The organism is Paraclostridium sp. MRS3W1 (genome assembly GCF_032465715.1).
Taxonomy (GTDB): domain Bacteria; phylum Bacillota; class Clostridia; order Peptostreptococcales; family Peptostreptococcaceae; genus Paraclostridium; species Paraclostridium dentum.
In genome coordinates this window covers 33,186-48,296 of sequence record NZ_JAWDJM010000102.1, presented here as the reverse complement: position 1 = coordinate 48,296, position 15,111 = coordinate 33,186, and the positions used below count along the sequence as shown (strand labels likewise).

The 15,111-nt window shown below is 27.1% G+C and carries 12 protein-coding genes; all 12 read left to right on the top strand.

What is annotated here, in order from left to right; all coding sequences use genetic code 11:
* On the top strand, positions 1-697 hold a 697-nt coding region (locus RWY47_RS08085; protein ID WP_316030289.1), incomplete at its 5' end, for a tyrosine-type recombinase/integrase.
* A gap of 25 nt (positions 698-722) precedes the next feature.
* Positions 723-1,892 carry a phosphopentomutase gene (locus tag RWY47_RS08080; protein WP_150843283.1) on the top strand — a complete coding sequence of 390 codons (1,170 nt, stop codon included), beginning with the start codon at positions 723-725 and terminating at the stop codon, positions 1,890-1,892.
* Between the two features lie 21 nt (positions 1,893-1,913).
* Positions 1,914-2,735, top strand: a complete 822-nt coding sequence (locus RWY47_RS08075) for a purine-nucleoside phosphorylase (RefSeq protein WP_021429593.1) — start codon at positions 1,914-1,916, stop codon at positions 2,733-2,735.
* 51 nt (positions 2,736-2,786) lie between these two features.
* Positions 2,787-4,112, top strand: a complete 1,326-nt coding sequence (locus RWY47_RS08070) for a pyrimidine-nucleoside phosphorylase (protein ID WP_021429623.1) — start codon at positions 2,787-2,789, stop codon at positions 4,110-4,112.
* Between the two features lie 138 nt (positions 4,113-4,250).
* On the top strand, positions 4,251-5,306 hold the full coding sequence (gene mltG, locus RWY47_RS08065) for an endolytic transglycosylase MltG (protein WP_150843281.1): 1,056 nt from the start codon (positions 4,251-4,253) through the stop codon (positions 5,304-5,306).
* Between the two features lie 103 nt (positions 5,307-5,409).
* On the top strand, positions 5,410-6,078 hold the full coding sequence (locus tag RWY47_RS08060) for an O-methyltransferase (protein ID WP_021429657.1): 669 nt from the start codon (positions 5,410-5,412) through the stop codon (positions 6,076-6,078).
* Positions 6,071-7,006, top strand: a complete 936-nt coding sequence (locus RWY47_RS08055) for a peptidase U32 family protein (protein ID WP_021429603.1) — start codon at positions 6,071-6,073, stop codon at positions 7,004-7,006. The genes RWY47_RS08060 and RWY47_RS08055 overlap by 8 nt, the downstream gene beginning before the upstream one ends.
* Before the next feature lie 29 nt (positions 7,007-7,035).
* Entirely contained in the window at positions 7,036-7,665 is a 630-nt protein-coding gene (udk, locus tag RWY47_RS08050) for a uridine kinase (protein ID WP_021429643.1), read from the top strand.
* Positions 7,666-7,726: 61 nt separating this feature from the next.
* Complete coding sequence (locus RWY47_RS08045) at positions 7,727-9,424, top strand: peptidoglycan D,D-transpeptidase FtsI family protein (protein WP_150843280.1); 1,698 nt, start codon at positions 7,727-7,729, stop codon at positions 9,422-9,424.
* A 79-nt stretch (positions 9,425-9,503) separates the two neighbouring features.
* The gene (gene sigK, locus RWY47_RS08040; protein ID WP_021429616.1) at positions 9,504-10,154 is read left to right on the top strand and encodes an RNA polymerase sporulation sigma factor SigK; all 651 of its coding nucleotides are present in this window, start codon (positions 9,504-9,506) and stop codon (positions 10,152-10,154) included.
* A 133-nt stretch (positions 10,155-10,287) separates the two neighbouring features.
* A complete protein-coding gene (locus RWY47_RS08035) occupies positions 10,288-12,660 on the top strand; it encodes a PAS domain-containing sensor histidine kinase (protein ID WP_168930395.1) in 2,373 nt (790 codons plus the stop codon).
* A gap of 31 nt (positions 12,661-12,691) precedes the next feature.
* Positions 12,692-14,974: a sensor histidine kinase gene (locus tag RWY47_RS08030; protein ID WP_224170664.1), complete on the top strand. Its 2,283-nt coding sequence runs from the start codon at positions 12,692-12,694 to the stop codon at positions 14,972-14,974.
* The last annotated feature ends 137 nt before the right edge of the window (positions 14,975-15,111 follow it).

Below are 15,111 nucleotides of genomic sequence, written 5' to 3'. Positions count from 1 at the left end.
TGTATCTACAGCTACGATTTCTAGGAGTATATCATCTATAAAGTCTTTTTATGAATATTTATTTTTAAATAGATACATAGAAAGTAATATATCTAAAAATATAAAAAAACCTAAGATAGAAAAAAAAGAAATAGATATTTTAAGTTTAAAAGAAATAGAGGCCTTACTAGATTTTCCTGAACCTAAAAATGCAAAAGATATAAGAGATAAAGCTATATTTGAGATTTTATATGGGACAGGTATGAAAGTAACAGAGCTAATAGAGTTAGATTTAGATGATGTTAATTTAGAATATGATTATATTTGTTGTGAATCAGGGAAAAATCCTAGAGTAATACCTATGTCTAAAACTACAAAAAAATATTTAGATAACTATTTAACTAAGTCAAGAAGCGAGATTTTAAAAACTAACTTTCAGGAAAAGGCTTTATTCACAAACTCTAATGGAACTAGATTTACAAGGCAAGGTCTTTGGAAATTAATAAAAAAACATGCAAAAAGAGCAAATATAAATAAAAGTATAAATCCAACTATTCTTAGAAATTCATTTGCTATACACTTATTAAATCAAGGTGCAAACATAGCTGTAGTCAGCAAAATTTTAGGAAATTCTAACTTATCAAGTTTACAATATTATTTAAATTGTATAGATAAAAATATAAGACAAGAACTAAAGGAAAAACATCCTAGAAAATAAACTAACATTTAGGAGGAAAAATTTTATGAGCAGAGTTATATGGATGATAATTGATAGTGTTGGGATAGGCGCACTTCCTGATTCAGAAAAATTTGGAGATGTAAATGTAAACACTTTGGGTAACATAGTTAAAAACTATAAAGATATAAAGTTACCTAATATGCTGAAATTAGGGTTAGGTAATATAGATGGTATAGATAGCTTAGAAGGCGTAGAAAGCCCTATAGGAGCATTTGGTAGAGCTAGTGAAGTATCTAAGGGTAAAGATACAACAACTGGACACTGGGAGATGACAGGAGTTTTAGTTGAAACACCTTTTAAAACATATGAAAATGGATTCCCAAAAGAGATAATAGATGAATTTGAAAGAAAGACAAATAGAAAAGTTATAGGGAATAAGCCTGCATCTGGAACAGCTATACTAGATGAACTAGGAGAGCAACAAATGAAAACTGGAGAAGTTATAGTATATACTTCTGCAGATAGTGTATTCCAAATTGCAGCACATGAAGAAATAATTCCTTTAGATGAATTATATAAAATGTGTGAAATCGCAAGAGAAATAATGATGGGCGATAATGCAGTTGCAAGAATAATAGCAAGACCATTTGTTGGACAACCAGGAGCATTTGAAAGAACTTCTAACAGAAGAGATTACTCTTTAAGCCCATTTGAAGATACAGTTTTAGATAATATAAAAAATTCAAACCTAGATGTTATAGGCGTTGGAAAAATAGAAGATATATTTAATAAACAAGGTATAACAGAGGCTATACATACTAAAGATAATATGGATGGAGTAGACCAAACTATAAATTACATGAAGAAAGAAAATAAGGGTCTTATATTCACAAATTTAGTTGATTTTGACTCTAAATATGGTCATAGAAGAGATGTTAAAGGATATAAAGAAGCATTAGAAGAATTTGATGCTAGAATACCTGAAATATTAGAAAACATGGAAGATGATGATATATTAATTATAAACTCAGACCATGGTAATGATCCTACATACAAAGGAACTGATCATACAAGAGAATATATACCTATGTTAATTTGCGGTAAAAACGTTAAGAGTGGATTAAATTTAGGAACTAGAAGCAGTTTTGCAGATATAGGAGCTACAGTTGCTGATCTATTAAATGTAAAAATGCCTAAACATGGTAATAGTTTTAAAAATGACATTATAAAATAATTAGCTAGTTGGAGGAAAAATATGAAAAATTTATATGATAAAATTCAAGAGAGTACAGATTATATAAAATCTAAAATAGAACAAGCTCCAGAAGTAGGACTTATATTAGGTTCGGGGTTAGGTGTTTTAGGTGATGAGATAGAAAATCCTGTAAAGATAAAATATGATGAAATACCAAACTTCCCAGTTTCTACAGTAGAAGGACATAATGGACAATTAGTGATAGGAACTTTACAAGGAAAAACTGTTATAGCTATGCAAGGAAGATTCCATTTTTACGAAGGATACTCAATGGAGAGCGTAACATTCCCTGTAAGAGTTATGAAAGCTTTAGGAGTTAAAACTGTAATAGTTACTAATGCAGCTGGTGGAGCAAATAAAGATTTCAAACCAGGAGATTTAATGATAATAAGAGATCATATAAACTTTAGTGGACATCATCCACTAATAGGATCTAATGATAATAGATTAGGAGTAAGATTCCCTGATATGTCAACAGCATACACTCCAAAGTATGTAGAATTAGCAAAAGAATGTGCTAAAGATTTAGGAATACAAGTAAGAGAAGGCGTATACACTTTCTTTAGTGGGCCAACTTATGAAACACCTGCAGAAGTTAAATTAGCTCAAATTTTAGGATCAGATGCAGTTGGAATGTCAACTGTTCCAGAAGTTATAGTAGCTAGACATTCAAACTTAGATGTTATAGGTATATCTTGTATAACAAATATGGCAGCAGGAATATTAAATCAACCTTTAAATCATGAAGAAGTTATAGAGACAACACAAAAAGTTAAATCAGAATTTTTAAACTTAGTTAAATCAATAGTTAACAAATTATAAGAATTTAACGTACTACAAAACTATAAAATAATGATACAAAGGAGACTCGTTATGAGAATTTATGACATTATAAAAAAGAAAAGAGATGGAGAAGTATTAACTAAAGAAGAAATAAACTTTTTCGTAGAGAAATACTCTAAAGAAGAGATTCCTGATTATCAGGCATCTGCTCTTTTAATGGCTATATATATAAATAAAATGTCTAAAGAAGAAACTGCGTTTCTAACAGAGGCTATGATGAACTCAGGTGAAGTTATAGATCTATCGGCTATAAATGGAATTAAAGTGGACAAGCATAGTACAGGTGGTGTAGGAGATAAAACTACGATAGCATTAGCACCGTTAGTTGCTGCATGTAAAGCACCAGTTGCTAAGATGTCAGGAAGAGGTCTAGGGCATACTGGTGGAACATTAGATAAACTAGAAGCCATTCCTGGATTTTCTATAGAGATGGAACCAGAAAAATTTATACAATCAGTTAATAAGCATAATATAGCTGTATGTGGACAAACTGCATCTATAGCTGTAGCAGATAAAAAGATGTATGCACTTAGAGATGTAACAGCAACAGTTGATAATATATCGTTAATTGCAAGTAGTATAATGTGTAAAAAATTAGCATCTGGAGCTGATGCTATAGTATTAGATGTCAAAACTGGAGACGGTGCATTTATGAAAACTATAGAAGATTCATTTGCACTGGCAAAAGAAATGGTTGATATCGGAGATAATATGAACAGAGAAACTATAGCACTTATAACTGATATGGATGAACCGCTAGGATTTGCAGTAGGTAACTCACTAGAAGTTATAGAAGCTATAGAAACTTTAAAAGGAAGAGGACCTAAAGATTTCGTAATGTTATGCGAAACATTAGGTGCATATATGTTACTATTAGCAAAAGTAGTTGATAACTTTGAAGATGGTAAAGCTAAGATTCAAGAAGCTATAACTACAGGAAGTGCACTTGATAAATTAAAAGAATTTATAGAAAATCAAGGTGGAAATAGTAATATAGTTGATGATTATTCTCTTTTACCTCAAGCAAAAGAAATAATGGAAATAAAAGCTCCGAAAACTGGTTATATAGCAAAAATAGAAGCTGAAGAAGTTGGAGTTTCTGCTATGATGCTAGGGGCAGGAAGAGAAACTAAAGAAGATGAACTAGATTTATCAGCAGGTATAGTTTTAACTAAAAAAGTTTCAGACTTTGTAAATGAAGGCGAAACAATAGCATATATGCATTACAATAAATTAGATAAAATTGAAGGAGCAAAAGATAGATTCTTAAAAGCTTATACAATATCTGATGAAAAAGTGGAAGCAGGAAAACTAGTTTATGGGGTTGTAACTAAAGATAAAACTTTAAAATTCTAATAGATATGATTAAAAAAAGCCTAACGTGTAAAAAATAACGTTAGGCTTTTTATTTAGTTTCGACAATTTTATTGAAAATTTTTATTCTTAGATTTATAATATAAAGGATATAAATATACATAAGGAGTAGATAACCCTATGAATTTTAGAAAGGTAAACTTGAAAATAGTAGCTATTATAATAGTAATTATATTGGCTTTACTTGCTGGATATATATATAGTCAAATAGGACCATACAATAAAAGCAGCAAAAAAGAAATAATAGTTGAAATACCTAATGGAGCAACATTAACTGATGTAGCAGATATTTTACAAGAAAATAAATTAATTAAAAATAAAGTTTTGTTTAAAGCTGTAGAAAAGGTAAAACCTAATAAACATGGTGTCAAAGCGGGGACGTATTTATTACGTCAAAGTTATTCAAACTCTAAAATTTTAAGTATACTTACTGATGGAAAAGTTCACAACGATGGAACAAAGGTAACTATACCGGAAGGATTAACTTATAAGGAAGTAATAAAATCTTTAACAGATAAAAAATTAGGAAGTGCTGAAAAATACGAGCAATTAATCAATAATCCTAAAGAATTTTACACTGATTTTGCATTTTTGAAAGAATCTGATATAAAGAACTTAGAGGGATTTTTATATCCTGATACTTATTATTTTGATAAAGAAAGTACAGAAAAAGAAGTTTTATCTGCAATGTTAAAGAGATTTGAACAAGTTTATAATGATAAATTTAAAGAAAAGCAAAAGGAAATGGGATTAACTCTTCAACAAGTTGTAAACTTAGCTTCTATAATAGAAAAGGAAGCTGTTGTAAATGAAGATAGACCTATGATTGCTAGTGTTTTTTATAACAGGTTAAAAATAGGAATGCCTCTTCAGTCAGATGCTACTTTACAATATGCGTTTGATAAAAGAAAAGAAAGAGTAATGTATAAGGATTTAAAAGTCGATTCTCCTTATAATTCTTATTTAAATAAAGGATTACCACCTACTCCTATATGTAGTCCAGGAGTTAAATCGATAGAAGCTGCACTATATCCATCTAATACGGATTATCTATATTTTGTAGCAACTGTAGGCGGAAAAAATAATTACAGCAAAACGTACAAAGAACATTTAAAACATGTAGAAAGTTACAAGCAAGAAAGAGATAAAGTTAAAGAAGACAAAACAGAAAAATAAAATAAAATATTTGTCCAAAAAGGCAAAGGATTATCGCAAAGCTTAATATAAGTTTTAAGGCGTAACTTTGTCTTTTTTTAGGGCAACTCAAGGAGTTGAAGATATGAGTAATATAGTTGATGATTTAGTTGAAGATTATATAAGAAATACTTTAAGGGATAAAGAAGGTTTACTAAAAGAATTGGAAGAGTATGCTAAAGAGCATAATGTTCCAATAGTTCATAAAGAAGTTTCAGATTTTTTAAAAGTATTATTAAAAGTTCAAAGACCAAAGAGAATTTTAGAAGTTGGTTGTGCAATAGGATACTCATCTATACTATTTGCAACAGTTTTAGATAAAGATGTAGAAATAATAACTGTTGAGAGAAATGAAAAAATGATCGAAAAGGCAAAAGAAAATATCAAAAAAGCTGGATTAGAAAATAATATAACTATATTAGAAGGAGATGCAGAAGAACTTTTAAAACAAGTTGAAGGTGAATTTGACATGATTTTCCTAGATGCAGCTAAAGGACAATATAAGTTATTTTATGATATGATAATAGATAAATTAAAAGTAGATGGACTTTTAATATCTGATAATATTCTGTACAAAGGAATGGTAGCTCATGACAGTTATGTAATCAGAAGAAAAAAAACTATAGTTAAGAGAATGAGAAGTTATCTAGATTATATATGCAATTGTGATTACTTAGACACATCTATAATACCTATTGGAGATGGAGTTACACTTAGCTATAAAAAGAAAGTAAGAGGTGATTTTAATGCATAAAGTTGAGCTTTTATCATCAGCTAAAGATTTAAATAGCTTGAAATTAGCGTTTGAAAGTGGTGCAGACGCTGTTTATATAGGTGGAGATTCATTTGGAATTGATGCTATAGCTAAAAACTTCTCAAGAGAAGAATTACAGCAAGGCGTTGAATTTGCCCATCACAACAATAAAAAAGTTTATGTAGCTGTTAATGTTATGCCACACAATGAGGACTTCGATAGTTTAAAGGATTACTTAGTAGAACTTGAAAAGTTAAACATAGATGGAATAATAGTAACAGATCCTGGGGTTTTAACAATAGCTAAAAATACTATACCTAATGTTAAAATTCACATGGGACAGCAAGCAAACGTAACTAATTTTAATTCAGCTAACTTTTGGTATGACCAAGGAGTTAGAAGGATAATTATCACTAGTGAATTATCTTTTGATGAAATAAGTACAATAAGAGCTAAAACTCCATTAGATATGGAAATAGAAACTTTTGTCCATGGACCTATATGTATATCTTATTCAGGAAGAAGGCTTTTAAGTAGCTACTTAGGAAGTAAAGATAATGTAGAGTACAAAGAAGGAAACAATAAGTATAACTTATTAGAAGAAAAAAGACAAGGGGAATACTACCCAGTTTTTGAAGATGAAAAAGGAACTTTCTTATTTAACTCAAAAGACCTATGTATGTTAAACTTTGTACCTGACTTTGTAAAAGCAGGTGTGACTAGTTTAAAGATAGATTCAAGATTACAAAGCGACGAATACTTAGAAACAGTTATAAAAGTCTATAGAAAAGCTCTAGATGAATTTTATAAAAACCCTAATGAATGGGAATTCAATCCTATTTGGTTAGAGCAGATAAAAGAAAAAAGTCATAGACCATTGACACATGGATTCTACACAGGCGAAGCTATGCCAGATGATTATGAATAAATAAAAAATTTTTAAGGAGAGATTCAAAGATGACAAAGGACAAAAAGACACTGATAATAGGTATTACAGGTGGGACAGGATCAGGAAAAAGTACAGTTTGCAAATCAATAAAGGAAAGTATACCAGAGGAAAACATAGCTATAATAGAACAAGATGCGTACTACAAAGATCAAGCGCATTTATCATTTGAAGATAGATTAAAGACTAACTATGACCATCCATTAGCTTTTGATAATAAATTATTAATAAAGCACTTAGATATGTTATGTAATGGAGAAAGTATAGAAAAACCTATATATGACTATGAACTTCACACTAGAGACTTAGAGAATACTGTAACTACAGAGGCTAAGGACATAGTAATTGTTGAAGGAATAATGATACTTGAAGATGAAGAATTAAGAAATAAGTTAGATATAAAAATATATGTAGATACAGAAGATGACCTAAGAATTTTAAGAAGAATTCAAAGAGATATAAAAGAGAGAGGTAGAACAGTAGATTCTGTTATAGAGCAATATTTAACAACTGTTAAACCTGCACACGATCAATTTATAGAGCCATATAAAAAATATGCAGATATAATAATACCAGAAGGTGGACAAAACGAAGTTGCAATAGATATGGTAATAGCAAGAATAAAAACACAATTACATTAACAATAAATAGTATTAACCCCTTAGAAATTGTCAAGAATTACAATTACTAAGGGGTGATTTTATGTCTAGAAAAAAGAGTTCAATAAAATATACAAGTAAAAACAGAATGTATTCTATATTTGTATTGTTTTTATTAATTTATGGATTTTTAATATATAGATTGGTAGACATCCAAATTACACATTCTGACTTTTATAAAAAATGTGTTAGAGATCAGAGTAGCTCGAGCATAAACTTAAGTTCAGGAAGAGGTACTATATATGATAGAAACAATAAAAAAATAACAGATACTAAAAGTGAAGATATAATAATAATTCAAAAAGATAAAATTAATGTGGATGATGGATATATGGAATTAATACAAGAAGTTACAGGGCTTGATAACTCTCATATATATGAAAAAATACAAGAAAATCCAGTTTCACCAATAGTTGAATTAAAAGTAAGTAAAATGAATGATAACTTAAAAGGTAGATTAGAAAAGGAAAATATAATAATAGACAAAAAGACATATAGATATTCAGATGAAGATATACTAGCTCATACTATAGGATACATAGATAAAGATAGTAATGGAGTAAGTGGTATTGAAAAAAGTAAGGATGACGTATTAAAAGATAAAAATTTAGACTATGTAGAAGTATTTAAAGCTGGAAGTTCAGGTAATGCAGGTAAGAACAAAAAAATTGGAGTTCTAGATGGTAGTGTAAAAGTAAATGAAAAGAACAAAGATGATAGACATTTAAAGTTAACTATAGATTATGATATTCAAAAAAAATTAGAAAAACTAGTAGATAAAGAACAAAATCCAAGCTCAGTAGTTATATCTGATGTAAAAAGTGGAGCAGTATTAGCTATGACATCTAGGCCTAATTTTGATAGAGATTCTATAAGTGAATATTTAAAGATGAGTAATGGAGAATTAGAAAATAGAGCTATAAAATATATGTATGCACCTGGTTCTGTATTTAAGATAGTAGTTTTATATGCTGCACTAGAAGAAGGGGTAGTAGATGAAAATTACACTTATACATGTACAGGATCCTCAGAAGTGCATAATAGAGTTCTAAAATGCAATAAATTGGAGGGACATGGAACCTTAACTCTAGAACAAGCATTTGCTAATTCTTGTAATACTGCATTTTTAGATATAGCGCTTAAAGTAGGTAAAGAAAAGATAATGGATACTGCTAAAAAACTTCATTTAGATCAAGAAGTAGGAATTGATATATATGGAGAAAAAAGCGGAACTATAAAAGATGAAATAGATATAGTTAACTTATGTATTGGTCAAGGGCAAATGATGTTTACACCGCTTCAAGTTAACCAAATGACGCAAGTGATTGCCAACAATGGAACATATAAGCCTTTACAAATTTATGATAGTATAATAAACAATAAAAAGGAAATCGTAAAGGCATTTAGGTCCACGAAAGAAGATAAGGGAGATATATCTCCATATATTGTAAGTAAAATAAAAAATATGATGAAGTCCGTAGCGAGTGAAGGAACTGCAAAAGAATTAGCTACATTAGAAAAAGGAAGTGGAGTAAAAACAGGAACAACTCAGGCTACTATTAATGTAGAAAATGCGGATAAAACTATGGGTAAAAAAATAATAACACATGGATGGGTAACAGGGTTTTACCCTAAGGAAAATCCCAAATATGCAATAACTGTAATAATTGAAGGTACGAAGGATTCTAGCAAGCCTGCAACACCTTTATTTAAAGAGATTTGTGAAACTATATTAAAATAAATTTTTTTATACAAGCAATTTTATCAGGCCACTTTCATATAATTTAAAATGACATGGAAGGAAGAAAGGGGTGGCCTGATTGACTATATTAAAATCTTTTGAAAAACCCTTAACTCCTGAAGAAGAGTATAATTATCTAACTAAATTTAAATTAGAAAAAGATGAATCAGCTAAGGAAGTATTAATTGAAAGAAACATGAGATTAGTAGCGCATATAGCAAAAAAATATAATAACTCAACTGAAGATCAAGATGATCTTATTTCTATAGGTACTATAGGTCTTATAAAAGCTATAGAAACTTATAATGTGGAAAAAGGAACTCGATTAGCTACGTATGCGTCAAAATGTATAGAAAATGAAATATTAATGAACATAAGAACTAATAAGAAAAATAAAGTGCAAGTTTCATTACAAGACCCTATAGGCACTGACAAGGAAGGTAATGAAATAAGTTTAATTGATGTGCTTGGTACTGATATAGACCATATTTTGGACCAAGTAGAGTTAAAGGTTCAAATCAGTAAGCTTTATGAAAAATTGGAAAATATATTAAGTCCAAGAGAAAGAGAAATTGTAAAGTTAAGATATGGATTAACGCCTCTTGGATATAAAACACAAAGAGAAATTGCTCAAAAGTTGGATATTTCTAGATCATATGTTTCTAGAATAGAAAAACGAGCATTGAAAAAGTTAAGAAAAGAATTAAAATGTGAAAAAAGCCTTAATTAAGGCTTTTTTTGCGCTTAAGAAACTTTAATCACTAAAAATTATTTTTTGCTTATTCAAGAAATGACAAAATATTTGGAAAGTATCTGCTAATATAATTGTAAATAGTAAATTAAGGGATAAAAGGTGGGAATATATGATTAATTATACAAGTAATTTTGGGAGAATCTTGGATATAAACTTAATCATTATGATAGCTGCACTCGTAAATGGTATACACATAGGTTTTTTTGAAAAAATTAAAAATACAAAATATATAAATTTTATATATTTTGTAGAAGTTTTGATATATGTATATATAATTTCTAACAATTATAAATTTACAAAAATAGATATGTATATATTAGCCGTATACACGTTTATAAAATCTATGTATTTTTGCTTTATAAGGCACAAATTAAAGATTAAAAACATACAGTTTATATCTATAGTTACATTAAATATTATAAGTTTAATTTATATATGGATCAATTTCAATATATATATATCTTTGAATATTTTAATGAATTTACTTATATGTAAGTTTTTTATACTAGACAATATGAAAATTAAAAAAGAAAAACTCGATGAAAACATACAAAAACTAAAAAAATTAAATGAAAATATAAGCGTACTGAACTTAAATATAAAAAATGAAGCAGTAAAACAATTTGAATATAAAGAAGATACGTTAAAAATAGAAAAAAATATAAACAAATCTATTGAAGAGTCTGATATGCCTATAGTTATGTTAAATGAAAAAAATAATATTATTTACTGTAATCAGAATTCTTGGAGAAATATTAATCTAAATAAGGTTAATATTTTAAATTATTTATGCACTAATTTTAAAAATGGGCAAGAGTGTATAGATATGATTAATAAAGTAGGAATAAATAGTTTTGAGTCAATAAACTTGTATGATAAAGAAGAAAAGGTATATAGGTTTATATGTACAAAAGAAATAAGAGAAAATAAAGAAATCAAAATATGTATATTTAATGATATAACACAAAGTACTCTAATTCAAAAGCAACTAAATGATAGTGAAGAAAAATATAGAAAGCTTATGGATGTTTTAACTGATGGAGTTATAATTCATGATATGAATGATATAAAGTATATAAATGACTCAGCTTTTAAAATACTAAAAATAGAAAATAATAGAGGTAAAATTAGCTTAGAAAATTTAAAAAGTAAAATACACATGAATGAAATAAATCAATTAAATGAAAGTTTAGAAGAAGTAAAACTTGGAAAAGTAAGCAAATGCATAAATAAATTTAAAACTGTAGATAACGTTTTTATAGAGTTGATAACTACAAAAATAGAAACTGACGATTCAAATATTTTATTGAGCATAATTGTAGACATAACAGAAATGGAAGAAGCACTTAAACAATTAGAAGCAAATCAAAAAACATATAGAGCACTAGCACAAAATTTACCAGACGGAATTGTAGTTATAGATAAAGACAGTAAAGACTATGTATATCAAAATAAATCCATGATAAAAATTTTAAAGAAAGTTAAAATGGATAGCATAAATAAATTTATAAATGATTATATTTCCAATGAATACTATGGAGAAACTAAAAGGTATGAAATAGATAAAAGTAAAAGTTGTTTTGCAAGTATAACTATTATAGATAGAAAGGAAGAACAACAGTTATTAGCTATAGTAAGACTGCTAGAAAATGAAGAAAGAGTTTTAGAAGCTATAAAAGAACTCGATTTAGTAAATGCTCAACATCATGTAAAAAATGAATTTTTAATAAACACATCTAAATTACTAAAAGACCCTATAAATAATATAGCTAATATGAATAATATATTAGAACAAAATAAATCTGAATTTAACTCCAAATATATAGAAAATTACACAAAATTAGTTAAACAAAACTGTTATAGATTACAAAGAGTTATAAACAACATGAATGAAATTGTAGATGTAGAAAATGGAGTTTGCGGTGTTGAATTTGTGTACTGTGACATTATAAATCTTACAAAACATATCGTAGATTGTGTGAATGGCTATTTAAACGATAAAGGTGTATATATTAAATTTAATAGTGATATAAATTATAGTATTTTAAAAATAGATTTAGATAAAGTTCAAAAAATAATTTTAAATTTAATTTCTAATGCTATAAAATTTAGTGAAATTGGGAGCTTGATAGAAGTATATATATACAAAAAAAATGATTTTATAAATATAGCCGTTAAGGACAATGGAGTAGGGATACCTAAAGATAGATTGAAATTTATATTCACTAAGTTTGGACAAGTTGATAAAACCTTATCTAGAAATACAGAAGGGTGTGGAGTTGGATTAACCTTAGTAAAAGCATTTTTAAAATTACAAGGTGGGGATATAAATGTAAATAGTGAGGAAGGTAAAGGTAGCGAGTTTATAATTTCATTAAAAGAGTTTGAAAATATAGATGAAAAAAAATTAGTTAATACAAATGTATTAAAAGATTCTATATTTGAAAATATGCATATAGAGTTTGCTGATATATATTTCTAATAAGGCCATAAATACATAGGGGGCGTAAATTATGGGATATAAGCTGATATATATATTAAATATATCAATTTTACTAGCTAGTGGATTTTATATTTCCTCGTATGCTAGAAAAAATAAAGTTTTTATGAGTTCAATGTTGATAATATCTATAGTTTTGAATTTTATAAATTTAAAGCAATCAACATATTTATATATGGCTGCTACTATTAGTAGTTTTATGGTTATACAATCTATTTACAATTTTAATATTAAAAAATACAAATACAGAGAGCTTAAAATAGGCTCTTTGTGTTTAATATCTTTATTAATAATATTTTTAAACAAAAATTTTTTACAATTTAACATAGTAATGAATGCATTTGTAAGTATAGGATTGTTTTTTATAGTTTTAAGGAGATATTCAAAAAAAGATAGGGACAAGAACAGTCATCTAGTAATTGATTTAAAGATTCTTAAAAATAAAATTAAAGGTAAAAACGACAATTTAAAAGCTAGCAAAAAAGAAACAAAAAAACTATTGGATATATTAAACAATAAAAAAGAAATTTTAAATATAATATTAGAACAAAATAACAAGTGTGTAATTTTAATAGATAAGTACGGATATATTTCAAATGAAGATAGCAGTTTTTCGAATGTTTGGAAAGAATACTCATGTTGCAATTACAAAATAAAGTTTTCACATTTTTTAAATAAGAGTATAGAAAATAGTACGGATGTATTATTAGATGTACAAAAGGTATATGATATAGGGATTAAGCTAAATAGAGAGATAATTAGCAAAGACAATAGATACTTTGACTGTGAGTATACTCCATTAAAAGTGAACAATCGAATAATTGGAGTTATATGTATAATGACTGATATAACATATAAAAAATATTCACAGAAAATAATTAATTATAACAAAATAAAGTATAAAAAAACTATAGAAACTATACCTCATACTATTGTGGTGACAAGGGATAATGAAATTACATACAACAATAATAATAATTTAGAAATTGATATATATGAAGATAGATTAAAAGATTTTATTTTAAATACGAAATCAAAAGGAAGTTTTGAAGGATATTTAAATACAGATACTAAAAAATACTTAAATATAAATAAAGCTAGTTTTGAAGAAAACAATATAAAAAAAGATATAGCGATAATAAGGGATACTACAGAGTATAATGTGCTTTTGAAAAGCATAGAACAAAGTGCCCAAAATTACATATCTTTAGTTAATGCTATTCCTCAAGGAATATATATATATGATTTTGAAGATAAAAAAACTACTTATGTAAATGAAGTACTTTTGAATATGTCAGGTTTTGACAGTTTAAATGAATTTAATGATAGCCATATAATTAAAGACATTTCTTGGGTTTTAAATAAATTCGGACAAGATGTCAAATTTATGCGACATAAGATACAAAATAGAAAAGGAAAATATATAGATGTAGAACTAGGGGGAATTACCCTGGAAATAAATAATAAAATGACATGTATAGGTATAATGAATGATATAACTGAAAAAGTTAAGGCTGAAAATATAGAAAGAGAAATAGCTAAGAAAAAACTAGAATATAAACAAAAAAATCATTTTTTTATAAATATGTCTCATGAATTAAAAACTCCATTAAATTTAATAATGTCATCTAATCAACTCATTCAATCTGTTTTCAAAGATGATATTTTAAGTAATGAAAGCGGATTGATAGCTACTGTTACGAATTCAGTAAAAAAACAAAGTTATATTTCTTTAAGACTTATAGAAAATATAATGACACTAACTAAATTAGAAGCTGATTTTTACAAACCAGAAGTAGATTGTTACGATGTTGTAAGTTTAGTTGAAGACATAATAATTGAAATTAATAAATATTCAATAGATGATAAAATAAAATTTATATTTGATACAAATATAGAAGAAAAACTAGTAAGAGTAGATCCTTATGATATAGAAAGAATAATATTACTACTTTTTAGTAAATTGATAAAACAGTCAAAACAAAATAGTACTATATATATTGAGCTTTTAGATAATGTAAAAGGCTTAAATATATATATAAAAAATATAGGGCTATATGACAAAGATATATGTCTAAACAATCAATCCAGAGATAATATAAACATGAATGTAGAAGTTGCAAAATCTATAATCAATATTTATGGAGGTACAATAAATATAGTTGAAAATAAAAATAGTATAGAGATAGATATAAACCTAGATATTAAAGAAAGCTTAGACTATAATGAAAAGAAAATTTGTACACTAAATAAAGAATCTATATACGCTGAATACTCTATGATAAATGCTTTATAAAAATTCGCTTTGCTCATGTCGCCAACGACCTTGAAAATCAGGTCCGTTGCTCAAGTTTAGCAGTTGGTATTATAACTTATCCATAAATCAGATAATTTATAATACCTTAGTATCTAAAATAGGATATCTCAAATTTA